This is a genomic window from Streptomyces sp. NBC_01363 (assembly GCF_026340595.1).
In the GTDB taxonomy this organism is placed as follows: Bacteria; Actinomycetota; Actinomycetes; order Streptomycetales; family Streptomycetaceae; genus Streptomyces.
Map to the genome: position 1 here is coordinate 1,960,147 of NZ_JAPEPF010000001.1, position 23,497 is coordinate 1,983,643.

The 23,497-nt window shown below is 71.2% G+C and carries 20 protein-coding genes and 1 pseudogene; 13 read left to right on the top strand and 8 right to left on the bottom strand.

From position 1 onward, the window contains the following. Positions 1 to 76 precede the first annotated feature (76 nt). The gene (locus tag OG611_RS09260; protein ID WP_266417377.1) at positions 77 to 1,306 is read left to right on the top strand and encodes a cytochrome P450; all 1,230 of its coding nucleotides are present in this window, start codon (positions 77 to 79) and stop codon (positions 1,304 to 1,306) included. A 51-nt stretch (positions 1,307 to 1,357) separates the two neighbouring features. On the opposite strand, the gene OG611_RS09265 is transcribed toward OG611_RS09260, so the two are convergent. The 3 genes from OG611_RS09265 to OG611_RS09275 form a co-directional block, all read right to left on the bottom strand. Beyond that, on the bottom strand, positions 1,358 to 1,687 hold the full coding sequence (locus OG611_RS09265) for a hypothetical protein (protein WP_266417378.1): 330 nt from the start codon (positions 1,685 to 1,687) through the stop codon (positions 1,358 to 1,360). A 108-nt stretch (positions 1,688 to 1,795) separates the two neighbouring features. Continuing rightward, the gene (locus OG611_RS09270) at positions 1,796 to 3,430 is read right to left on the bottom strand and encodes an ABC transporter permease (RefSeq protein WP_266417380.1); all 1,635 of its coding nucleotides are present in this window, start codon (positions 3,428 to 3,430) and stop codon (positions 1,796 to 1,798) included. After that, positions 3,427 to 4,386 (bottom strand): ABC transporter ATP-binding protein, encoded by a 960-nt coding sequence (locus OG611_RS09275; RefSeq protein WP_266417382.1) that lies wholly within the window; start codon positions 4,384 to 4,386, stop codon positions 3,427 to 3,429. The genes OG611_RS09270 and OG611_RS09275 overlap by 4 nt, the downstream gene beginning before the upstream one ends. 100 nt (positions 4,387 to 4,486) lie before the next feature. Between OG611_RS09275 and OG611_RS09280 the strand changes: the two genes are divergently transcribed. Continuing rightward, entirely contained in the window at positions 4,487 to 5,017 is a 531-nt protein-coding gene (locus tag OG611_RS09280) for a GbsR/MarR family transcriptional regulator (protein ID WP_266417385.1), read from the top strand. Positions 5,018 to 5,076: 59 nt separating this feature from the next. Here the strand turns inward: OG611_RS09280 and OG611_RS09285 are convergent, their stop codons facing one another. Further along, the gene (locus OG611_RS09285) at positions 5,077 to 5,934 is read right to left on the bottom strand and encodes a diacylglycerol kinase (protein WP_266417388.1); all 858 of its coding nucleotides are present in this window, start codon (positions 5,932 to 5,934) and stop codon (positions 5,077 to 5,079) included. Between the two features lie 186 nt (positions 5,935 to 6,120). On the opposite strand from OG611_RS09285, the gene OG611_RS09290 reads away from it, so the two are divergent. The 3 genes from OG611_RS09290 (at position 6,121) to OG611_RS09300 (ending at position 9,757) form a co-directional block, all read left to right on the top strand. Further along, complete coding sequence (locus OG611_RS09290; RefSeq protein WP_266417391.1) at positions 6,121 to 7,404, top strand: adenylosuccinate synthase; 1,284 nt, start codon at positions 6,121 to 6,123, stop codon at positions 7,402 to 7,404. A gap of 315 nt (positions 7,405 to 7,719) precedes the next feature. Continuing rightward, positions 7,720 to 8,571: a glycoside hydrolase family 19 protein gene (locus OG611_RS09295; protein ID WP_266417393.1), complete on the top strand. Its 852-nt coding sequence runs from the start codon at positions 7,720 to 7,722 to the stop codon at positions 8,569 to 8,571. Between the two features lie 301 nt (positions 8,572 to 8,872). Further along, the gene (locus OG611_RS09300) at positions 8,873 to 9,757 is read left to right on the top strand and encodes a glycoside hydrolase family 19 protein (RefSeq protein WP_266417394.1); all 885 of its coding nucleotides are present in this window, start codon (positions 8,873 to 8,875) and stop codon (positions 9,755 to 9,757) included. An 82-nt stretch (positions 9,758 to 9,839) separates the two neighbouring features. Here OG611_RS09300 and OG611_RS09305 read toward each other — a convergent pair whose 3' ends face one another. Continuing rightward, positions 9,840 to 11,318, bottom strand: a complete 1,479-nt coding sequence (locus OG611_RS09305) for a helix-turn-helix domain-containing protein (protein ID WP_266425686.1) — start codon at positions 11,316 to 11,318, stop codon at positions 9,840 to 9,842. A 328-nt stretch (positions 11,319 to 11,646) separates the two neighbouring features. Between OG611_RS09305 and OG611_RS09310 the strand changes: the two are divergent. Together OG611_RS09310 and OG611_RS09315 are read left to right on the top strand one after the other, a co-directional pair. Further along, positions 11,647 to 11,955 (top strand): annotated as a pseudogene (locus OG611_RS09310) (DNA polymerase III subunit beta); the annotation flags it as partial. A 73-nt stretch (positions 11,956 to 12,028) separates the two neighbouring features. Further along, positions 12,029 to 12,859 (top strand): phosphotransferase family protein, encoded by an 831-nt coding sequence (locus OG611_RS09315; protein WP_266417395.1) that lies wholly within the window; start codon positions 12,029 to 12,031, stop codon positions 12,857 to 12,859. Between the two features lie 119 nt (positions 12,860 to 12,978). On the opposite strand, the gene OG611_RS09320 is transcribed toward OG611_RS09315, so the two are convergent. Together OG611_RS09320 and OG611_RS09325 are read right to left on the bottom strand one after the other, a co-directional pair. After that, positions 12,979 to 14,967: a WD40 repeat domain-containing protein gene (locus OG611_RS09320; RefSeq protein WP_266417397.1), complete on the bottom strand. Its 1,989-nt coding sequence runs from the start codon at positions 14,965 to 14,967 to the stop codon at positions 12,979 to 12,981. Between the two features lie 279 nt (positions 14,968 to 15,246). Continuing rightward, positions 15,247 to 17,115, bottom strand: coding sequence for a serine/threonine-protein kinase (locus OG611_RS09325; RefSeq protein WP_266417398.1), 1,869 nt, complete (start codon positions 17,113 to 17,115; stop codon positions 15,247 to 15,249). Between the two features lie 278 nt (positions 17,116 to 17,393). Between OG611_RS09325 and OG611_RS09330 the strand changes: the two genes are divergently transcribed. The 3 genes from OG611_RS09330 to OG611_RS09340 all read left to right on the top strand — a co-directional run bounded on the left by OG611_RS09330 (position 17,394) and on the right by OG611_RS09340 (position 20,412). Then, entirely contained in the window at positions 17,394 to 18,758 is a 1,365-nt protein-coding gene (locus OG611_RS09330) for an aspartate aminotransferase family protein (RefSeq protein WP_266417400.1), read from the top strand. Between the two features lie 131 nt (positions 18,759 to 18,889). Beyond that, positions 18,890 to 19,648, top strand: a complete 759-nt coding sequence (locus OG611_RS09335; RefSeq protein ID WP_266417402.1) for a GntR family transcriptional regulator — start codon at positions 18,890 to 18,892, stop codon at positions 19,646 to 19,648. Between the two features lie 113 nt (positions 19,649 to 19,761). Further along, entirely contained in the window at positions 19,762 to 20,412 is a 651-nt protein-coding gene (locus tag OG611_RS09340) for a hypothetical protein (protein ID WP_266425688.1), read from the top strand. A gap of 95 nt (positions 20,413 to 20,507) precedes the next feature. Here the strand turns inward: OG611_RS09340 and OG611_RS09345 are convergent, their stop codons facing one another. Further along, positions 20,508 to 21,293, bottom strand: a complete 786-nt coding sequence (locus tag OG611_RS09345) for an SLATT domain-containing protein (protein WP_266417405.1) — start codon at positions 21,291 to 21,293, stop codon at positions 20,508 to 20,510. Between the two features lie 358 nt (positions 21,294 to 21,651). On the opposite strand from OG611_RS09345, the gene OG611_RS09350 reads away from it, so the two are divergent. The 3 genes from OG611_RS09350 (at position 21,652) to OG611_RS09360 (ending at position 23,438) form a co-directional block, all read left to right on the top strand. Further along, a complete protein-coding gene (locus OG611_RS09350; RefSeq protein WP_072487886.1) occupies positions 21,652 to 21,987 on the top strand; it encodes a YbaB/EbfC family nucleoid-associated protein in 336 nt (111 codons plus the stop codon). 60 nt (positions 21,988 to 22,047) lie between these two features. Further along, a complete protein-coding gene (recR, locus tag OG611_RS09355) occupies positions 22,048 to 22,647 on the top strand; it encodes a recombination mediator RecR (protein WP_266417409.1) in 600 nt (199 codons plus the stop codon). A 131-nt stretch (positions 22,648 to 22,778) separates the two neighbouring features. Continuing rightward, positions 22,779 to 23,438 carry a DUF5063 domain-containing protein gene (locus OG611_RS09360; RefSeq protein WP_266417411.1) on the top strand — a complete coding sequence of 220 codons (660 nt, stop codon included), beginning with the start codon at positions 22,779 to 22,781 and terminating at the stop codon, positions 23,436 to 23,438. Positions 23,439 to 23,497 lie beyond the last annotated feature (59 nt).

A 23,497-nucleotide genomic window follows, 5' to 3' on the forward strand; every position in this document is an offset into this window, starting at 1 on the left:
GCGGAAGCGTGCGGTTGCGCGTGGAAGCGTGCGGGCTGGGTGGTCGGCGGCGGTGGGGTGCGGTTAGCGTCCGCCTATGCACCCGTCTCCCCGTTCCGCGGCCGATGCCCCCTTCGACCCCTGGTCCCCGGCCTTCGTCGCCGACCCGTACCCCGCCTACGCCGCGCTGCGCGCCACCGGCCGGGTGCACCGCTTCGAGCCGACCGACCAGTGGCTCGTCCCGCACCACGCCGATGTGTCCGCGCTGCTGCGCGACCGTCGCCTGGGGCGCACGTATCTGCACCGCTTCACCCACGAGGAGTTCGGCCGCACGCCGCCGCCCGCCGCGCACGAGCCCTTCCACACCCTCAACGGGCAGGGGATCCTCGACCTGGAGGCCCCCGACCACACCCGGATCCGGCGCCTGGTCTCCAAGGCGTTCACCCCGCGTACGGTCGAGCAGCTGGTCCCGACCGTGCGGCGGCTGGCCGCCGAGCTGGTCGACTCCTTCGTCGAGGCGGGCGGCGGCGATCTGCTCACGGCGGTCGCCGAGCCGCTGCCGGTGGCCGTCATCGCCGAGATGCTCGGCATCCCGGAGTCCGACCGGGCCCCGCTGCGGCCCTGGTCCGCGGCGATCTGCGGAATGTTCGAGCTGAACCCGTCCGAGGAGACCGCCCGCGCCGCCGTCCGCGCCTCGCTCGACTTCTCCGCGTATCTGCGTGAGCTGATCGAGGAGCGGCGCAGGAACCCCGGTACGGATCTGATCTCCGCGCTCATCGCCGCCCATGACGAGGGGGAGCGACTGAGCGAGCAGGAGATGATCTCCACCTGTGTGCTGCTGCTGAACGCCGGCCACGAGGCGACCGTCAACACCACCGTGAACGGCTGGTGGACCCTGCTGCGCCACCCCGAGCAACTGGCCGCCCTGCGCGCCGACCACGGGCTGCTGCCGACGGCGATCGAGGAGCTGATGCGGTACGACACCCCGTTGCAGATGTTCGAGCGCTGGGTCCTGGACGACATCGAGATCGACGGCACCGTCATTCCGCGCGGTTCGGAGGTGGCCCTGCTCTTCGGCTCCGCCAACCGCGACCCGGCCCGCTTCACCGCCCCGGACACCCTGGACCTGGCCCGGCGGGACAACCCGCACATCACCTTCGGGGCGGGCATCCACTTCTGCCTGGGCGCCCCGCTGGCCCGGGTAGAACTGGCCGCGTCCTTCGGCGAGCTGCTGCGCCGCGCCCCGGACCTGCGGCTTGCGGCCGAACCGGAGTGGAACCCGGGCTATGTGATCAGGGGCCTGAAGGAACTCCGCGTGGAGCTGTGACGAGGCCGCGGGCCGGGACTTCGATGCGCCGGGCGTCCGGCTGCCCGGCGCTCAGCATCCTGGCCCACAGGCCAGGGGCGGGCCCTCCAGTACGTCGAAGGCCACCCCGAAACCGGTGAGGGCGGCGAGCACCGCCGCCGCCCCGAGCGCCCGCCGCCACTTCCACCCCGCGAGGGCCACGAGAACGAGCCCGGCCGTGATGCCGCCGAGCGCCATGACCGGCAGCCCGAGCCAGAGCACGTTCCACTCCGTCGCGCCCTCGAAGCCGCCGAAGATGCCATGCCTGCCGTACGGCGCCCAGGCGAGCGTCCCGGCGGCCCCGCCCGCGGCGACGACCAGGCATCCGGCGATCCCGCGGACGGCTTCGCTTCGGTTCTCCATGAACGGGGTGACGCAGGGGCACCGCGGTGAGGTTGCATCTCGTGTCGAGCCCGCATCTGGCCGGGAGTCCCTGCACCAGGCCGGGACTCCCTGCCCCCCACGTCACCGTCAGGTCAGGACATCGCGCCTGCGCAATGCCCCCACCCCGGCCCCGACCAGCACCGCCGCGACGGCGGTGAGCGCGAGCACCGGGCCCCATTCCATTCCCGTGCCACCAGGCAGCTTCGGCAGATGCGTGAACGGTGACACGTCCATCACCGCCTGCGGCATGTCGACGGCGGGCCCGAGCCACCCCAGCGCCAGGCAGATCCCGGCGACGCCCCAGGCCGCCACCGCCGCCTTCGGGAACGCCCCGTACAGCAGGACCGTCACCCCGCCCAGCAGCCAGATCGCCGGCAGCTGTGCCAGCGACGCACCCAGCACGGCCGGGAGGTCGTGGCCGTAGCCGGCGGCCAGGCCGAGGCCACCGGCCACCATGAGCAGGGCCGCGCCGCCGAACGCGATGACCAGATGGCCGGCCGCCCACCCGATCCGGCCCACTCCGCCCGCCAGCACCGGCTCGGCGCGTCCGGCGGTCTCCTCGCCGTGCAGCCGCAGCACCGACGCGACGATGTACAGCGCCGCGACCATCCCGAGCACGGAGACCATCGCGGCGAGGAACGCGTCGGTCAGACCGGACTGTCCGCCCATCCGCTCGAAGATCTCCCTGGTCTTCGCGTTGTCACCGACGAGATCGGCCGCCCCGCCGGTCAGTCCGCCGAAGGCGACACCGACCACGGCGAAGGAGAGCGTCCACCCGGTCAGCGCACCGCGCTGGAGCCGCAGCGCGAGACCGAACGCCGTGGAGATCCGCCCCTGCGCGGGCCCCGGTCTGGTGGCCAGGAAGCTCATGCCGACGTCGCGCCGCCCGGCCAGGCTGTACGCGAGGACGGCCTGGACCGCCACGGCCGCCGCGAGGACGAGCAGCACCCACCAGCGCTCGTCCGCGTACGCCCGTACGTTCTCCGCCCAGCCGATGGGGGAGAGCCAGGTCAGCACGGAAGAGCCGTCGTCCGTCGCCGAGTCGCCCGCCGCCTTCAGGACGAACGCGGCACCGATCACCGCCGCCGTGAGCCCCTTGGCGAGCCGGGCGCTCTCGGTGAACTGCGCGGTGATCGCGGCCGTGCAGGCGAACAGCACACCCGTCCCGGCGACTGCCAGGGCGAGCGCCAGTGCCCCGGCGCCGCCCGCGCCGGACCCGGCCAGGCCCGCCGCGATCACCAGCGCCAGTGCCGCGTTCGAGATCACCGCGGTGAGCAGCGCTGCGGTCAGCGGGGCGCGGCGTCCCACCATCGCGGAGGAGAGCATCTCCTGGCGGCCGGTCTCCTCTTCCTCCCGGGTGTGCCGGATGACGACGATCAGGCTCATCACGGCCGCCAGCACCGCTCCGAAGGCGGCCATCCGCCAGCTCACGAGCCCGCCGACCGAGTCGTCGAAGACCGGTCCGTACATCGCCCGGAGGGAGCTGTTGCCGTTCATCGACGCGGCGAGTTCGGCGCGCTGGGCGGTGGTGCCGTACAGCGAGGCGATGGAGCTGCCGACGGAGGAGAAGGAGCCGCCGAGAGCGAGCACCCAGATCGGCAGCATGACGCGGTCGCGCCGCAGTGCGAGCCGCAGCAGGGGCCACGTCCCGGCGAGCTGCCCGGTCGAGGCCCCGGTCGGGCGCCGGGTGCCGGCCGGGGCGGTCGTGGTCACGGCAGTCATCGCGCCGCCACCCCCGCGCCCTCGTCGCTGCCGGGCGCGTCCGTCGCGTCCGCCGTGTTCGTCGTGTCCGCCGCGTCCGTCGTGTAGTGGCGCAGGAACAGCTCCTCCAGCGTGGGCGGGGTACTGGTCAGCGTCCGTACGCCCGACGCGGTGAGCGACTTGAGCACGGCGTCCAGCTTGTCCGTGTCGACCTGGAGCGTGACCCGCAGGCCCTGGACGTCGAGGTCGTGGACGCCGGGCAGACGGTCGAGCCCGGCGGGCGCTCCGGCCAGCTCGGCGCTGATGTTCGTACGTGTCAGGTGGCGCATGTCCGCCAGCGAACCCGTCTCCACCGTCCGCCCCTGGCGGATGATGCTGACCCGGTCGCAGAGCGTTTCGACCTCGCTGAGGATGTGGCTGGAGAGCAGGACCGTCCGCCCGCGCGCACGCTCCTCGGCGACGCAGTCCTGGAAGACCTCCTCCATCAGCGGGTCGAGTCCGCTGGTGGGTTCGTCCAGGATCAGCAGATCCACATCGGAGGCGAAGGCGGCGACGAGAGCGACCTTCTGGCGGTTGCCCTTGGAGTACGTACGCCCCTTCTTGGTCGGGTCGAGCTCGAACCGGTCGACGAGGTCGGCGCGCCGGGCCCGGTCGAGGCCGCCGCGCAGGCTCCCGTACAGGTCGATCACCTCGCCGCCGGAGAGGTTGCGCCACAGCGTGACGTCACCCGGGACGTACGCCACCTTCCGGTGGAGCTCCACCGCGTCGCGCCACGGGTCGCGGCCGAGCAGCTGGGCGGCGCCGGAGTCGGCCCGCAGCAGACCCAGCAGCACCCGGATGGTGGTGGACTTCCCGGAGCCGTTGGGCCCGAGGAAGCCATGGACCTCGCCGGCCTCGACGGTGAGGTCGAGGCCGTCCAGCGCGTGTGTCCGACCGAACGACTTGTGCAGTCCGGCCACCGTGATTGCCTTCGTCATGTTTTGAACGTACGCTACTTTCATAAATTTGTGAAGTTAAGGAAGCGTATAAAGTTGACGTCATGGCGGGGGCCGGAAAAGCAGGGGAGACGATCGGGCGATGACCAGCGAAACCGAACAGAGCACGCGCTCCGGGCGTGACGCGGAGGCCGTGTCGCGGTTCGTGGAGCGGTTCGCGTCCGACATGACCGAAGCGGGGATGCAGCGGATGGCGTCCCGGGTCTTCGCCGCGCTCCTGGCGGACGACGACGGCTCCATGACCTCCGCCGAGCTCGCCATGGCGCTGCAGATCAGCCCGGCGGCCGTGTCCGGTGCGGTCAGCTACCTCACGCAGGTCAGCATGGTCGGCCGCGAGCGCGAGCCGGGCTCGCGCCGCGACCGCTACCGCGTGCACGACGAGGTCTGGTACACGACATTCGTCAGCCGAGACCGGGTGCTGACCCGCTGGGAGAGCACCCTCAAGGAAGGCGCCCGCACCCTGGGCGAGGACACCCCGGCCGGTGCCCGGCTCATCGAGACGGCGGCGTTCTTCGAGTTCCTTCAGAACGAGCTGGGCGGGTTGATGGACCGCTGGCGTGAGCACCGCAAGACGCTCGACCTCCCATCCGGCGATGGGCACGCGGACGCCTGACGGGCACGCGGGGCCCGGCCGCGTGGTCCGGCGTCCGGTCCGGCCCCCGTGCCCGGACGCTATCCCTCCGCCACCGGCAGCATCAGTCCCCAGGCCCCCGCCCGCACCGTCCAGGTCCGCGTCCGGACCGGGCCGCCGACCTGTATGTCCGCCCGGTAGCGGAAGTCCGCGCCCGAGACCGTGACGGCCTTCGCCTCCGTCGTCTCCGGGTCGGCCGCCGGCGGGCGGATCACCACCTCCGCCAGGCCCCCGTCGCCGCCCTGCGAGGTCACGGTCACCGATTCGACCGGGCGGTCCAGATCGTTCAGCAGGACACCGTCGGCCTCGACCCGCAGCCGGTGCGTGGGCGGCGGGGCGGCGGGCGTCGCCGGGGTGGGGCGCACCAGCGTGCGGACCAGGTTGCGGCAGGTGTCCCAGACCGCGGTGACCCCCGTGTGCGTGGCCGCCGCGCCCGACAGCGTGCTCAGGGCCGGGATGTGCAGCGCGCCCAGGACCACGCCGTCGCTGTCGTCGACCAGCAGGTCGAGCCTGCGCACGGCACCGTCCAGCGCGGTGCGCGCTGCCGCCACCGCGCCCATGGGCACGCCGAGCGAATGGGCGAGTTCCAGCGCGGCCGCACTGCCGACCGGGATCAGCGAGAGCACGCTCCCGGCCGGCTCCCGCTCCCGGTGCAGCTGGGCCACCGCCCGCCGCAGCGCGCGGTCGTCGCCGACCACCACCGGCCGCCGACTGCCCCGGCGGGACAGGGCACGGGCGAATTCCTCGGGCCCGTCGGGCAGGCAGATCTTGGCGTGCGAACCGGCGCTCAGCACGTCCTTCGCGATACGCACGGACTCGCCGTCGGTCCGGCGGGCGACCGGGTCGATGACCACCAGCAGCTGGTGCGCACCGTCGCCGGGGGGCTGGGCAGCCGACACCTCGGTCCTTCCTCGGGTAGCATCTTGGTGCAAGAGCCCCTTGCGCTATTGCGCCAGGGGCTTCGTCTATTCCGGGGCACCCGGTTCGACGGTTCAGGCCTTGTCGTACATCGTCGTACGGCATGTACGACGTTTACGTACGCCCCCTGACCTTGGACATGCCCCGCCCGGAAGGGGTGTACGCCTGTGCCCGCACTTGTGCTGCTCGGTGCTCAGTGGGGTGACGAGGGCAAGGGAAAGGCCACCGACCTCCTCGGTGGATCCGTGGACTATGTGGTGCGTTACCAAGGCGGCAACAACGCCGGCCATACGGTGGTCGTCGGTGACCAGAAGTACGCATTGCATCTCCTCCCCTCCGGAATCCTTTCGCCGGGATGTACCCCGGTCATCGGAAACGGTGTCGTCGTCGACCCGGCCGTCCTGCTCTCCGAGCTGAGTGGGCTGAACGACCGCGGCGTGGACACGTCCAAGCTGCTGATCAGCGGCAATGCCCATTTGATCACCCCGTACAACGTCACGGTCGACAAGGTGACGGAACGGTTCCTCGGGAAGCGCAAGATCGGCACGACCGGTCGAGGCATCGGCCCGACGTACGCCGACAAGATCAACCGCGTGGGCATCCGCGTCCAGGACCTCTACGACGAGTCGATCCTGGAGCAGAAGGTCGAGGCGGCCCTGGAGCAGAAGAACCAGCTCCTCGCCAAGGTCTTCAACCGGCGCGCGATCGAGTCCGGCAAGATCGTCGAGGAGATGCTCCAGTACGCGGAGCAGATCAAGCCGTACGTCGCCGACACGACGCTGATCCTGAACGACGCCATCGACGCGGGCAAGGTCGTCCTCTTCGAGGGCGGTCAGGGCACGCTGCTCGACGTCGACCACGGCACGTACCCCTTCGTCACCTCGTCGAACCCGACCGCGGGCGGCGCCTGCACCGGTGCCGGCGTGGGCCCGACGAAGATCAGCCGGGTCATCGGCATCCTCAAGGCGTACACCACTCGCGTCGGCGCGGGCCCGTTCCCCACGGAGCTGCTCGACGAGGACGGCGAGGCGCTGCGCCGGATCGGTGGCGAGCGCGGTGTCACCACCGGCCGCGACCGTCGCTGCGGCTGGTTCGACGCGGTCATCGCGCGGTACGCGACCCGGGTCAACGGTCTCACCGACTTCTTCCTCACCAAGCTGGACGTGCTGACCGGCTGGGAGCAGATCCCGGTGTGCGTGGCGTACGAGATCGACGGCAAGCGCGTCGAGGAGCTCCCGTACAGCCAGACCGACTTCCACCACGCGAAGCCGGTCTACGAGATGCTGCCGGGCTGGTCCGAGGACATCACCAAGGCCAAGACCTTCGGTGACCTGCCGAAGAACGCGCAGGCGTACGTGAAGGCGCTGGAGGAGATGTCCGGCGCCCCGATCTCCGCGATCGGTGTCGGCCCCGGCCGCACCGAGACCATCGAGATCAACTCCTTCCTCTAGGAGGCAGGACGGGGGAGGGCCGGGACGCACCGTTCCGGCCCTCCCCCGTTCCGTTCTCACTCCGCGGTGCTGAGCCACTCCACGGTCTCCCCGCCCCCCTCGTTCCGTTCGCGGCATGAGCGCCGGGCGGGGCGCGGGGGAGGCCGGAGGGTCCTGTCGGTGGGCGTTCGCCCGCGTTCGACTGCTGGTCCGGACCTTGACAGGTCCAGACCATTGGGGCTTGGGTGGCGGGACGTCCAGACGGCCCGCTGAGGTGTTCGGCGTGCCCTGCCGAAGGAGTGAGCAGCGCTGAAACGCATCAAGAGCCTTCTGATCGTGCTGAGTTCCGTCGTCGCGACGGCCGCCTTCCTCCCCACCGTCTCCGCCTCCGCCGCCGCGGATCCGGCCCCGAAGTGCGCGCCCGTGTGGAGTTCGTCGACCGCCTACACGCAGGGCGGTACGGTGTCGCACCACGGCCGCAACTGGACGGCCAAGTGGTGGACGCAGAACGAGAATCCGGGTGCCACGACCGTCTGGGCCGACCAGGGGGCCTGTACGGGCGGGGTCTCGGACTTCGTCATCGGCGAGGCGCAGTTCGACGAGATCTTCCCGGACCACAACCCCTTCTACACGTACCAGGGCCTGATCGACGCCCTGCACGCCTACCCGCGCTTCGCGAATACCGGCACGCCGACCACGCGGGCGCAGGAGGCCGCGGCGTTCCTGACCCACGCGGACTTCGAGTCGGTCGGGCTCCAGTACGTGAAGGAGATCAACGAGGCCAACTACTGGCGCAAGTGCGACTACAGCCGGCCGTACGGTTGCCCGGCGGGACAGAAGGCCTACTACGGCCGGGGTCCGATCATGTTCAGCTGGAACTTCAACTACAAGGCCGCGGGCGACGCGCTCGGCCTCGATCTCCTCGACAACCCCTGGCTGGTCGAGCAGGACCCGTCCATCGCCTGGCAGACGGCCCTCTGGTACTGGAACACCCAGATCGGCCCCGGCACGATGACCTCGCACGAGGCGATGGTCGGCGGTGCGGGATTCGGCGAGACGATCCGCTCGCTCAACGGCTCCCTGGAGTGCGACGGCGGGAACCCCGACTCGGTCGCCGCCCGGGTCGCCAAGTACGAACGGATCACCGGCATCGTCGGTACGGCGCCGGGCTCCCGGCTGGGCTGCTGACGGCCCGCCGCCGGTCCGGCCGGACCGGCGTTCCGCATGTTGGGCGGGGCTGGAGTTTTTCCTTCGGCTCCATCCGTGCTGCGCCGCATGGTCCGGATGAACTCCTTCCGGAATTCCTCCTGTTGGGGGCGGGGTCGGCGGTGCGAATGTGCCAGCGGCCCGCCTGTGAACGCCGCGCCGGGAAGGGCCCCCCGTTGGTCCAGACCTTGACAGGTGCAGACCAGCGGCGCTTGAGTGACTGTCATCCCCCCCATGGCGGCGCACCGGCCGGCTCGTTGCGCCGCACCGAAGGAGTGATCGCATGATCAGACGCATCATGGGCCTGCTGGCCGCGCTGGGCGCGGTCGTCGCAATGGTCGTCGTTCTCCCCGCCACCACCGCCGCGGCAGCCGACTGCGCGGCACCATGGAACTCCTCGTCCGTCTACACCGGCGGCGGATCGGCCTCCTACAACGGACACAACTGGACCGCCAAGTGGTGGACCCAGAACGAGACCCCCGGCAGCTCCGACGTCTGGGCGGACCAGGGCAGTTGTGGCGGTGGCGGTACGGACCCGGGCACCCCGTCCGGCTTCGTCGTCAGCGAGGCGCAGTTCAACCAGATGTTTCCGAACCGGAATCCGTTCTACACGTACAGCGGACTGACTGCGGCCCTGAGCGCCTACCCGGGCTTCGCGAACACCGGAAGCGACACCGTCAAGCGCCAGGAAGCGGCGGCGTTCCTCGCCAATGTCAGCCACGAGACGGGCGGTCTGGTGTACGTGGTCGAGCAGAACACGGCCAACTACCCGCACTACTGCGACAGCAGCCAGCCCTACGGCTGCCCGGCCGGCCAGTCCGCGTACTACGGCCGCGGGCCGATCCAGCTCAGCTGGAACTTCAACTACAAGGCCGCCGGTGACGCCCTCGGCATCGATCTGCTGGGCAATCCGTACCTGGTCGAGCAGAACGCCTCGGTCGCCTGGAAAACCGGCCTCTGGTACTGGAACACCCAGAACGGCCCCGGCACCATGACCGCCCACAACGCCATGGTGAACGGTGCAGGGTTCGGCGAGACGATCCGCTCCATCAACGGCTCCCTGGAGTGCAACGGCGGCAACCCCGCCCAGGTCCAGAGCCGTATCGACCGCTACCAGGCGTTCGTATCGATCCTCGGCACCACACCCGGTTCCAATCTGAGCTGCTGACCCGCATTCCGCGGATCCGCGGTTGTGGACCCCCACCCGACGGGGGCGTGTCCGGCCCGGCCGGACGCGCCCCCTCTCCGGTTCACCGGGCGGTGTCCGCTCCCGTGGCGTCCAGGGACCGGAAAGCGAGCCACAGGTCGTAACGGGCGCTGGGCGCCTGGAGCAGTGAGCGGCCGAGCGCCGATTCGAGCCGGGTGAGACGTTTGCGGACCCCCGGCACCGAAATGCCCAACGCCGCGGCTGTCGGGGTGAGTTGGGCCGCGCAGCGGAGCCAGGCGCGGAGGGTGTCCCGCGGGTCCGTGGCGCTCCTGGGAGTGTCGGGCTCGGTGAGCGGGCGCAGTTGCTGGGCCGCCCATTCCCGTACGGCCGGGGTGTGCAGGATGTCGTCCAGGCCGGGGGACTGCCGAGACTTCTTCTCGTCCCGGCCGGCCCTCGCGGTCCCGGTGGGGGTGGCGCGGATGCGCAGGGCCAGGTCGAGGGCGGCCTGGTCGCCGACCCGGTTCAGGTCGAGGCCGAGCAGTTCGCCGATCAGCCGGAGCCGGGCGGCCAGGGTGTTGCGGTGGATCTTCAGGTGCAGGGTCGCGTGCGAGGAGAACGCGAGCCAGGAGGCGAGCGTCGCCGCGAGTTCCTGGCTGCCCGGGTCCTGGCCGCGTCGCGGCAGATAGGTGAGCAGCGGGTGCAGCAGCTCGTCCGCCCACCGCGCGCCGTCCGCCCCTGCGGCCACGGCCGGATCCGGCGCCGAGCCGAAGCGGGCATGCCGGTCCGGCAGCCCACGGGCCACGGCCAGGGCGTGGAACGCCTGCCGGTAGCCGGTCGCGGTGTCGGGCAGCGGTACGTCCTCGCTCACGCCCACGACGCACTCGGTCACCACTTCGGCGACCCGGAGGCCGAGTCGTTGTTCGGCCGCGTCCGCGTCCGCCGGCACGACGAGGATCAGATGGCGCGCGTAGACCGGGCACCGGACGATCCAGGACCGGCCGCCGGAGAGTTCCGCGCAGATCCGCGCCACCTGGTCCCGGCGGCCGCTCGGGCACTCCACGACGTACAACCGGACGGGGTCGGGCAGCGTGGGCTTCAGGGCGCCCGCCACCTGGTGTGCGATGGACAGCTGACCCGTCATGAGCAGATGCAGCACCGCTTCCCGGCTGCGGGACTCCGCGAGGTCGACCCGGCGCCGCTTGCGTTCCACGGCCTCCGCGGTCCAGCACATGGCGAGCGGCATCGCCACGTCGGAGAGCAGGATGGCGAGCCCGTCCGGCAGGGGGCGCGGTGCGACCACGGCGAGGATCGGGGCGGCGGCGTCCGGCGGGCCGTCCAGCGGGAACAGCAGCGCGGTGTGCGGGCCCCGGTCGAAGGCGAAGGAACGCGCGTCGAGCCCCGACAGGCCCTTCGCGTACTCGCCCGCCATCGCGGCCGACTCGACGCCCGTACCGTCCGCGCTGCGGGTCACGCCGTGCAGCACGGTGCCGTCCCCGTCGAGCAGCCCGGCCCAGCCCGCCGCCCGGCCGGACACCCAGCGCAGAAGCTCCCGGGACCCGCCCGACCGGGCCAACCGGTACATCCGCAGTACGTCATCGGCCCGTTCCCGCGCGTGCACAGATCCTCCACTCCTGCCCAAAAAACGGAATGCAGGCTACCGGTTTGATTGTGCGGACTGATACCTGCCACGGCCCACACAGTGCGAATTGAAGCTTCCGGGTACCTACCCGAGGACCTAGAGTCCGAACACGGTTGCGGCACCCTCGGGGGAGGGATAGGGGGCGACAGCAGCGGCTCACGGGGGTGGCCGCTGTCGCGTCGGCCGCAACCGTTCTTCTTCTTCTTCTTCTTCCGTTGTCAGTGGCGGCTCCCGGTGTCGGCTCAGCTCACCGGGATCGCCCGCTCCTTCGGCCGGGGGCGGCAGCCCGCTCCGCCTCGTCTTCTCCGACGGCTCGGTGCTGCTCCAGGCGGGCTACGAGGACGACGTCGCCTCCCAGCGACTGCCCGCCGTCCTGGCGGGCGCCGACGAGCTGACGGTCGCCTTCAACCCCGCGTATCCGATGGATGCCCTGGGCTCGTTCGGCACCCCCGTGATCAGGTTCGAGCTGATGGGCCCCGGCCAGCGGGCGATGGTCACCGGCCGGACGCCCGGGGCGGACGCGGAGGACTCGCGCCCTGCCCACCAGCACCTGCTGATGTCGGCCAAGCCGCTGGTCTGAGGGGGTGTGTCCCTCCGGGACGGCAGCCCGGGAGGAGTGGGCCGTACGCGCCCCGCTCGGCAGGATCGGCGCCATGAACTCTGAGCGGTGGAGCACCCATGTGGTCGAGATCCGCGGTGACGACGTGACGAAGCGGTACCGGAAGGGCGACGCCCGTGCTCTGCTCGACCGTGAGTGGCGGGCCCTGACCCTGCTGGATGCCCATGCGCCGGGCCTCGCCCCCGCACCGATCGCCGTCGATCGCGAGGCCGTTCCGCCGACGGTGGTGATGTCACGGGTGCCGGGGGTTCCGCTGCGGGGATCTCCGGTGGACGCGGTGCGGATGGCGGCGATGGCCGAGACGCTCGACGCGTTGTACGCGGCGGTCCCGTACGACCGTCTTGCCCGGGTGCCGATGCGTCCGGACCACCAGACCGGGCTGATCGCCCGGCTGCGCACCTGGCACGGTCGGGGGCCGGGACCGGCTGCCGGAGCGGTGGTCCGGGCGGCGCTGCGCGAGGGCATGGCCTGGTTGGACCGGTCGGGCCTCGCCGCCGGGCCGGGCGTCCCCGGTGCACCGGTCTTCGGCCCCGGCGACGGAAACCTCGCCAACTACCTCTGGGACGAGCACGCTTCCCGGGTACGGGTGGTCGACTTCGAGGACTCCGGCCGCAGCGACCGCGCCTTCGAACTTGCGGAGATCACCGAGCATGTCTCCGGCTGGGTCGACGGAGGTTTCGACGCCGTGGCCTTCCTCGACTGTTTCGATCTGACCGCCGAGGAGCGCAGCCGTCTGCGGGAGTGCCGGCGTCTGCTCGCGCTGACCTGGTTGTTCATCCTCTCGTTCGAAGATCCCGCGCATCGCAGGAACCCGCCCGGTACGGCTGAGGGCCAGGCGGGCCGGCTGCGTGAGCTGCTGGGTTGACCGGCGCGGACGGGGTGCTGCTGGGGGAGGGCGGAGGACGGCGGGTACGGGTGCGGGGCCGGGCGATCCGCCCGGCCCCGCACGCATGCCGTCCGCTCGTGGGCCGGCCCGCTGTCCGGCTACTTCGTGAAGATGAAGTACTGCCAGGCGCCGTGCGTGGTCGAGTTCACCGTGTCGCCCGAGGTGCCGTTGACGTACGAGGCGCGGACGCGCATCCGGTAGCCCGTGTCATGGGTACCGGTCAGCGTCACGATGGACTTCCCGCTGGTGCCGAGCTTGAAGTACTGCGAGCCCGCGTCGTACCACTTGCCCTGGTAGTAGATCTCCAGGGACAGCTTGTGCGCGCGGTTCTTGTAGTACGTCATCGTCGTCGTGAAGACCGGGTTGGTCTTCTTGTGGAAGTACCGGTACGACGTCTTGCCGATCTTCGCCGTCTTGTACTGCTTGGCGACGGAGGTCGAGACCTTCACCTTGGCGAACGCGGTCGACGTGACCTTCTTCGAGATGTACCGGCCGTCGCCCTTGAAGATCGCGGTGACGGTGGTGTCCCGGGTCATGTCGACGGTGGTCGACAGGTTGCCCTTGGAGTTGACCTTGCCGGTCTTCACCAGCTTGTTCGGCTTGTCCGGCCCGAACGGGTCCACCCACAGCTCGACGGTGCGGTTCTTGTACGTCTTGCCGAGGTGCGCGGTGAACGACACATCGGTGCCGTAGGAGTACAGCGCCTTGTTGTGGTTCAGGGTCAGCGAGGTGACCGTCCGGGGCACGGCGACCTTGTCGGAGCCGGACGCCGCGGAGTGGGACGCGTCGCCCGCGTACGACACCTTGTACGTGACCTGGCCGCCCGCGGTCGGGGTGTCGGTGAAGGAGAAGCTGCCGTCCGACTTGAGCGTCGCCGAGGGCAGAGTCTTGCCCTTGGGCGACTCGATGTCGGTGCGCGTGACCGTGGCCTTCGAGCCCGCCGGGAACGCGCCCGCGGACTTGACCCGGCCGGTGACGGTCAGCTTCTTGTTGAGCGCCGACTTCGACGGGGCGTTGACCGTGACGGTGGTCGCGGACTTCACGGCGTCGGTGAGCACCCGCAGCGAACGGACGCCCGCGCTGTTCTCGGTGACCGCGAAGAGCCGGCTGGTGTCCGGCGCCCAGGCCAGCCCGGCCGGAACCAGGAGGTCCGATCCGCTGCTGGTACCGGTGTTGGGGAAGTCGTACGTCCGGATCGGCTTGGTGGTGTCCTGCTTGTAGATGTACACGTCCGGCTCGTAGGAGCCGTCGATGCCCGCGGCGACCGTGCCGTTCGGCGCGATGTCCACGGCGTTCGGGTACGCGTCGGACGGGTACGTGGTCCCGGGCGTGAGGTCCGAGGTCCGGTAGGCCTGGTGGTGGTACGGGTAGCCGCTGGCCACCACGACCTGCTTGCCGTCCGGGCTCAGCGCCAGGTCACGCAGGTTGCCCCCATCGGTGGAGATCTGCGCGGTCCGCGTGGCCGTCCCCGAGGCGACGTCGTACACGGCCAGCTGGGTGGGGCTCTGGCCCTCGATGCCGGCGGCCAGCGTGCCCGGCGCACCAGGCGCGGACGCCAGGGTCGGCGCCGCGTACCAGGTGCGGTTCGGCTCCTGGTCCAGGGTGATGACCGGCTCGGCACCGGAGAGGTCGAGCGACCCGATGTTGCCCTCGGCCGCCGCCCCGTAGCCGAACCAGAGCTTGCCGCCCGCCAGCGCCGGGTAGGCGGGCTTGGTGTTCGCCCCGGTCGCGTATCGGGCGGACTCCACCAGGGCGGAGGTGTCGATCGCCGCGATGGCGTCGGCGCCGCGCACACCCGCGTACAACGTGCCGGAGTCGGCGGACAGTTCGAGACCGGTCACGCCCGGCAGCGACGGGATCGTACCGACGACGTTGCCGCTGTAGTCGGTGGCGAGGACCTTGCCACTGGTCGGGTCACTGATGAAGACCCGCTTGTGCACGCCGTCCGCGACGACATCGCCGACGGAAGCGGCGGGAAGAACCTTGCTGGAGTCGGCAGCGGCCGGATTCGCCGCCCCGCCGACCAGAACCACTGAGCTGAAGAGGACCGCGAGCGAGGTCGCGGTCGAGATTCTGCGCGTACGCAAAATGATTTACCCCCACGGTAAGAGAGGGCCGCATGGCACCCAGAGATGAGAGAGGGGTGCGGCCCAGGAACGCAGGGTATGTCATGGCGTCCACAAGTCGTACACATTTGCGGGGCCGGGACGCTCCCCGACCCCGCACATCGTCAGTTCGCCCTGGGCGAGCGGCGCCTTCCGGCCCTGCGGCGCTACACCCCGTACGGGAGCGTCCTGACCGCGCCGGTCGCGGTGGGGATCGGCCTCACGGTGCGCAGCCTGATCCGACCCGCCCGTCCGGTCGGCTCAGTCGTCCTTCGTGTACGTGAGCTGCTCGCCGCTGTCGTTGTTCTCACGGCGCAGGGTGCCGTCCGGGAGCAGGGTGAGCGTGGTGGCCTTGCCCGCCGTGCAGGACGTCATGGGCTCGCCCACACTGACCGTGGAGGGGCCGACCTCGACGGGACCGCCCGGGGACGGCTCGGCGATCAGGGTCGCCTGGAAGACGCAGTGGTAGGAGCCACCGGTGTCGAGCGGGCCGTCCGCGGTGAGGGTGAGGACGCTCCGGCCGACCGCGCCCTGCTGGATGACGAGCTTCCGGGTGGAGTGGCCGGCCGCGTTGTCGATGGAGCCCGACCAGGTGCCGAGGTAGCCGGACGGGATGGGGCCGTCGCCGTTCTGCCGGCCGTCGGTGGGGGAGGAGTCCGGCGATGACGGGTCGTCGTTCGCCCGGGAGCCCGACGAGGTGTCCGGGTGGGTCGGGGAGTCGGGGGCGGACGACGTGGGGCCCGGTGTCTTGCCGTTCATGAGCGCGTAGACGGATCCGCCGGCGCCTATGGCCACGAGTACGGCGACGGCGACGAGCGCGATGGACGAGCCCCTGCCGCGGCGGGCGGGTTCGGGCTCGGGCTGCGGGGCGGCGGGGTAGGCGGGGCCGTACGGGGGCGTGGCGCCGAATCCGGGCTGAGGCTGCGGCTGTTGGTACGGCTGTTGCTGCTGTGGTGGATATCCGTACCCGGCGTGGTTCTGCTGGGGGCCGAAGCCCTGGCCGGGGTGCGGCTGGGCGGGCAGCGGCGGGTAGCCGTAGGCGGGGGCCCCGTGCGGTGGGGCGGGGGACGGGGTCGGCGGGTCCGCGAGCTGCGTGGGCACGGGGCGGTCCGAGGGGGCCGCGGGAGGCGCGGGCACCGGAGGTCTCTCGTCCGGTACGGGGGCCTGTGCGGCCGTCGCCTCCTCCGCCGCCTCCTCCGGATCCTCGGAGTCAAGCAACTCCACGGCGTGGCGGCCGAGTTGGGCGATCAGTGCACCCGGGAGCCAGGGTTCCGCCGTGTCCGCGCCGGCCAGGCGCGCCAGGATTGCGTCCGTCGTCGGGCGGGCGGCCGGGTCCTTCCGCAGGCAGTCCCTGACCAGTTCGACGAGGCCCACGGGGACGCCGGTCAGGTCCGGGTCCTCCTGCGCGATCCGGAACATCTGCGCGTGCGCGCCGCTGTCGGACGCGCCGAACGGGAACCGGCCGGTCGAGGCGTACGCCAGTACCGAGCCGAGACAGAACACGTCGCACGCCGGAGTCACCCGCTCGCCCCGTACCTGCTCGGGCGCCATGAAACCGGGCGATCCGACCAGGGCCCCGGTGCGGGTGACACCGCCGTCGGTGACGGTGTCGAGCGCGCGGGCTATACCGAAGTCGATGACGCGCGGTCCGTCGATCGTCAGCAGGATGTTGGAGGGCTTGAGATCGCGGTGGATGAGCCCGGCGGCGTGGATGGCCTGGAGGGCGCGGGCGAGACCGGCCCCCAGGATGTGGACCGAACGCTCGGGCAGGGGGCCGTACGCACCGGAGGCCGCGCCCTCGGGGGTGCGCGAGCGGCCGGTGACGGTGGCGTGCAGCGAGGGCCCGGCGACGTATCCGGTGGCGACCCAGGGCACGGCGGCCTCGGTGTCCGCGTCCAGCACGGGGGCGGTCCAGGCGGAGCCGACCTGGCGGGCGGCCCGTACCTCGTGGCGGAACCGGTCGCGGAACTCCTGCTGTTCGGCGAGTTCGCCGCGTACCAGCTTGATCGCGACGGTACGGCCGCGGTCGGACCGGGCCAGATAGACCTGGCCCATGCCGCCCGCGCCGAGCCGGCCCAGCAGCCGGTACGCGCCGATGGCACGCGGATCCTGTGGCGTCAGGCTCTGCATGGCGCTGAACGTCCTTCCCCCGGGAGTGAACTGAGCGGTTCCTGGCGTGGCTCGATCATAGGGATCCACGCAGCGCGCGGCCGGGCCGGTTGCGGGTTCGGGGGTCTTCGTGGGTTCCGGGCGTCCGGGGCGCGTCGGAGGCGGACCGAGGGGGCTCGTCGGCGGTGCGCGGGACCCGGCCCCGTATGCCGACGACCCGACACCCTGCCCACCAGAGCGCGCCACGCCATACAAGGTGGCCATGTCGGGCCGCTCCCGGCGCGACCTACGCTCGCCGCATGACCCCTCATGCCCCTCATGTCGACCCCGCCGCCGGTGCGGCCGTGAAGGCCGCCGACCGCGCGCACGTGTTCCACTCCTGGTCCGCCCAGGGTCTGATCGACCCGCTCGCCGTCGCCGGCGCCGAGGGGGCGTACTTCTGGGACTACGACGGCAACCGCTACCTGGACTTCACCAGCGGCCTCGTCTACACCAACATCGGCTACCAGCACCCCACCGTCGTCGCCGCGATCCAGGAGCAGGCGGGCAAGCTCGCCACCTTCGCCCCCGCGTTCGCGATCGAGGCGCGCTCCGAGGCCGCACGCCTCATCGCCGAGCGCACCCCCGGTGACCTGGACAAGATCTTCTTCACCAACGGCGGCGCCGAGGCCGTCGAGAACGCCGTCCGGATGGCCCGGCTGCACACCGGCCGTACGAAGGTGCTCTCCGCCTACCGCTCGTACCACGGCGCCACCTCCACCGCGATCAACCTGACCGGCGACCCGCGCCGCTGGCCGTCCGACAACGGTTCGGCGGGCGTCGTCCGCTTCTGGGCACCGTTCCTCTACCGCTCGCCGTTCCACGCCGAGACCGAGGCCGAGGAGTGCGCCCGCGCGCTCCAGCACCTGGAGGACACCCTCGCCTTCGAGGGCCCCGGCAGCATCGCCGCGATCATCCTGGAGACGATCCCCGGCACCGCGGGCATCATGACGCCGCCGCCCGGCTATCTCGCGGGCGTCCGCGAGATCTGCGACCGGTACGGCATCGTCTTCATCCTCGACGAGGTCATGGCCGGTTTCGGCCGCACCGGCAAGTGGTTCGCCGCCGACCACTTCGACGTGGTGCCGGACCTGATGACCTTCGCCAAGGGCGTCAACTCCGGTTACGTACCGCTCGGCGGTGTCGCGATCTCCGCCGAGATCGCCGCGACCTTCGAGACTCGCGCCTACCCGGGCGGACTGACCTACTCCGGTCACCCGCTGGCCTGCGCGGCCGCCGTCGCCACCATTCACGTGATGGAGGACGAGAAGGTCATCGAGAACGCCGCGCACATCGGCGAGACGGTCCTCGGCCCCGGCCTCCGCGAACTCGCCGAGCGCCACCCGTCGGTCGGCGAGGTCCGCGGCCTCGGCGCGTTCTGGGCACTGGACCTGGTCCGCAACAAGGAGACCCGCGAGCCGCTGGTCCCGTACAACGCGGCGGGCGAGGCCAACGCGCCGATGGCGGCCTTCGGCGCCGCGGCCAAGAAGAACGGCCTGTGGCCCTTCATCAACATGAACCGCACCCACGCCGTTCCGGCCTGCAACGTCACCGAGGCCGAGGCCAAGGAGGGCCTCGCGGCCCTCGACGCGGCGCTGTCGGTCGCGGACGAGCACACAGCGTGACCCGGGTCCGCGCGGCCCGTTAGCGCGACCCGATGGCGCGAACCGGTGGTGTGCGCCCCTCCCCTGCCCGGATCCGGGCACAGCGGCCCTGGCTTAAGGTGACCGCAGGCGAAAAAATGGGGAGGGGCGCCATGTGCGCGAGCGGAGCTGTGACCCGCAGTACGCTGCGGCAGCAGATCGCGGACGCGCTGCGTGACGAGGTGCTCGCCGGGCGTCTGCAGCCGGGGCGGGAGTTCACGGTCAAGCAGATCGCCGAGCAGTACGGCGTCTCGGCGACACCGGTGCGCGAGGCGCTCTTCGACCTCTCCGCGCAGGGACTGCTGGAATCGGATCAGCACCGGGGCTTCCGGGTACGGGAGTTCACCGTCGCCGACTACCGGTCCCTGGTCGAGGCCCGCAGCCTGGTCATCGAGGGAGTCATCCGCGGCGTGTTCCTCGGCGCCGGGCTCTCGACCGCGCAGCCGACGGCGTTCCGGGACTGCCTGGTCTCCGTGCGCCGCAGGGCCCAGGAGGCCGCGCGGGCGGCGCGGGGCGGCGACCTCGACATCCTCATCGGCTACGACCTGCGGTTCTGGCGCGAGTTGGGCGCGCTCGTGGGCAACGCGTACATCAACGACTTCCTGCACCGACTGCGCGTCCAGGCATGGGTGTTCGCGGTGCCGTACCTGCGCCACGACGAGGCTGCCCGGGACTGGCTCTGGCACGGTCATGAGGATCTCGTCGCGGCGATCACACTCGGCGAACACGACGCGGTGCGCGCGGTGATGGACGACTACAACACCCACGCGCTGAACTGGGCGGACCGGCTCGCGGCCGGTGAGCTCGAACATCCGCGGCGCGACGGGCAGCCGACCGGGCAGGCCCCGGACCCCGGGGCACCGCAGCCGTAACCCCCGTCCCGCCCCCTCGCCGCCGACGGCCACTGTGCGCAACGCGCCCACCGCATTACGCTGTCCCGACCATCTTGAACGTTCCGATGCGCACCGTGGGAGAGCGAGACTTCGTGGCCTGTGACCTGTGGCTGGTTCCCCTCGTCGATGTGCTGTGCCACAGCCCCGACAATCCGTTCGCCGAAGAGATAGCCGTCTACGACAAGGCGTTGGGCGAGGTCGGACTGCCGCCCGTCCCCGTGTACGCCTACATGCCGGGCCTGACGGGCGACGTCGCCCCGATCGCGGGCTTCGACTACGACGCCCTGCACTTCCTGCGCCGCGCCTTCCTGCTCCAGATCAGCGGCCTCGCCGTCACGCCGGTCTGCGAACTGGGCGGGGACTACGAGCAGTTGCTGGAGATGTTCGAGGCGACGGCCCAGCAGTCCCACCTGGTCTGGCACTACGACCACGCCGGGGCGTACGTTCCGCTGGACTTCACCGTCCCGCTCTCCAACGACGACCTGCTGGAGGGTGGCGGCCCGCTCGGCTCCTCGCACGGACTGCTGCGGGAGCTGGAGTACGTCGCCCCGTCCATCGGCATCGACCCGGCGAACCCGCCGGCCGCCCCGCTGCCGCCCGCCGCACCGACCTCCGTGGAGGAACCGGCGGCCCCGATCCCGTACGACAACAGCCCGTTCGCCCGGGAGCGGCACGTCTGGCTGGGTCTGCACGCGGCGGCCACCCGCAGCCTCGCCCAGGGCTCAATGATCATCTTCAGCTGAGGGCGTCCCGTGATCCCCGGTGGATCAGGGATCACGGGACAGCCCTCAGCTCCGAGCGGCTTCGGCGCTTCCTGGGCGGCCGGGCGCCCCCGGGGTCACCGCGGGGACTCCGGGGGGCGCTGGCGCGGCATGTTCGGCCGGGTCATGGTCTGGAGCGGGAAGCGTCCCGACAGCACCCCGTGGTCCGAACGCCCGCCGCTCCCGCCGCCCGAGGACAGCGCCTGCATCCCCATCGGCGCCGGCCCCGCCCGGAACTCCACCATCCAGTCCGCGGTCTCGGTGCGCACGAGCTCCGTGACGTCCTCCGAGAATCGCCGCAGCACCCCCAGGCACCGCTCGGCCGCTTCGCTGGCCGTCCCCTCGGTCGGGCCGAGCACCTCCCGCACGCACTCCGACGCCCAGTCGAACTGGAGCACCTGAAGGCGCCGCTGCACGGCCTGGGCGGTGGCGAGATTCCTTATCCAGCCGGAGGTGAGGCCGAAGTACCGGTCGCACGCCATGCTCGCGGCGCCCAGCAGCAGCGTCAGATAGCCCCAGCCCGCCGCCCCGTGCAGCGCCCCGGTCAGATCGAGCAACGGCAGCGCGGCGCCCGAGACCGCCCCGACCGCGGTGCTGATCCGCAGCGCCCTGGCCGCCCGGCGCTTCCACACCCGGTCGCTCAGGTACCAGTCGGCGGTGCGCAGTGCGTCGGCCTCGACCCAGCGGTACAGCTCGTCGAGGCGGTCGGCGGGTTCGCCCCAGTCGCCGAGCGGGAACGGCGCACCGGTCAGATCCCGTCCCCGTCCCCGTGTGCGGGAGTCCGAACCGGAGGTACCGGCCGAGCCGGCCGAACCGGGCTCGTTGCGGGGCGGCCCCTCGGGCTGCATCTCCGGCTGACTCACCGGGAACTCCTCTGCATTCTGCGTAGCGACGCCTGATGTGGCGATGTGTTTCGAGACCGCGGGGTGCTCACTGCTCTCCGGCGTGGCCGACAGTCCCGCGTGGGTAACCTTGCGTGACGGCCGGTGTGCCTGTGTGACCTGATGCGCATGCTCTTCCTACCGCCGAATGGTGGGCCATGGGGTAGAAAACGCGGTATTCCCGGGTGCGCCGGGCCTGTGATCAGGTATAGGAGCCCGGCAAGGACTGCCTGAAGCTCACCCGAAAGAGTTGCGCGCCAGTGAGTGGGGCGCGCTGCCCGGCGACCACGTAGGCTCGGCTTACCGAAACATTTTGTCGTCGAATTGCCAGGAGTGACCCGTGATTCCCGGTGGTGGTCAGCCCAATATGCAGCAACTGCTGCAGCAGGCCCAGAAGATGCAGCAGGACCTCGCCGCGGCCCAGGAGGAACTGGCCAGGACCGAGGTCGAGGGTCAGGCGGGTGGCGGTCTCGTGAAGGCAACCGTGACCGGCTCCGGCGAGCTCCGCAATCTGGTGATCGACCCGAAGGCCGTCGACCCGGAGGACACCGAGACGCTCGCGGACCTCGTCGTCGCCGCGGTCCAGGCGGCCAACGAGAACGCGCAGCAGCTCCAGCAGCAGAAGCTGGGCCCGCTGGCCCAGGGCCTGGGCGGCATGCCCGGCCTCCCCTTCTGACCCTGCTGGATCTTCCGGCACGGCTCACCCAGGACAGGACAGGAAAGGACGGCGTTCCCGTTGTACGAAGGCGTGGTTCAGGACCTCATCGACGAGCTGGGCAGGCTGCCCGGCGTCGGTCCCAAGAGCGCGCAGCGGATCGCCTTCCACATCCTGCAGGCCGAGCCGACCGACGTGCGCCGCCTCGCCCATGCCCTCCTGGAGGTCAAGGACAAGGTCCGGTTCTGTTCGGTCTGCGGCAACGTCGCCCAGCAGGAGCAGTGCAACATCTGCCGGGACGCGCGCCGGGACCCGTCGGTGATCTGCGTGGTCGAGGAGCCGAAGGACGTCGTCGCGATCGAGCGGACCCGTGAGTTCCGGGGCCGGTACCACGTGCTCGGCGGCGCGATCAGCCCGATCGAGGGCGTCGGCCCGGACGATCTGCGCATCCGCGAACTGCTCGCCCGCCTCGCCGACGGTTCGATCACGGAGCTGATCCTGGCGACCGACCCCAACCTGGAGGGCGAGGCCACCGCGACGTACCTGGCGCGGATGGTCAAGCCGATGGGCCTGCGGGTCACCAGGCTGGCCAGCGGCCTGCCGGTGGGCGGCGACCTGGAGTACGCGGACGAGGTCACCCTGGGCCGCGCCTTCGAGGGGAGGCGCCTGCTCGATGTCTGACGCCTCCACGTCTCCCGATGTTCTTCCGGTGACCGTTTCCAGGACCGTTCCCGCGACTCACGGCGGCTTTACGTTCAGCGACGCTATGTTCTACTCACCGTTCGCGACCGTGCCCACGGGAGGTCCCCTCGATGTCTGACGCCACGCTGAACTCCGTCACGCAGGACCCGGACGACTTCGCCGTCCAGATCGCCGACCAGATCAAGACGTTCATCGTCGCGGTCACCGAGGTGTCCAAGGTCGAGGAGCCCGAGGAGGCCGTCCCCGTCCTGCTGCTCCAGATCTCCCAGCTCCTGCTGGCGGGCGGCCGGCTCGGCGCGTACGAGGACATCGTCCCCGACGAGCGCTACGAGCCGGACCTGGGCGCGGAGCCGGACGCCGACGGCCTGCGCGAGCGGTTCGCCGCCCTGCTGGAGCCGATCGACGTCTACTCCGAGGTCTTCGACCCGTACGAGCCCCGCAAGGCCCCGGTCCCGGCCCGGATCTCGGACGATCTGGCCGACCTGGTCACCGACCTGCGCCACGGCCTGGCCCACTACGAGGAGGACCGCACCACCGAGGCCCTGTGGTGGTGGCAGTTCTCCTACTTCTCCAACTGGGGCTCCACCGCCTCCGCCACCCTGCGCGCCCTCCAGTCCCTGGTCGCCCACATCCGCCTCAACCAGCCCCTCCAGGAACTGGACGGCCTGGACACCGACTCGGAGACCGTCGACGACGACCTCGCCGAGGAGGCCGGCCGCGTGATGGCCGAGGAGATCGCGGGGCCACTGGGGCTGCGGCCGGTGCAGTAGGCACGGCCGACGCAATGGGCGGCGGTGACCGCTGCCGGAGCGGTGCGGCGGTGAGCGAG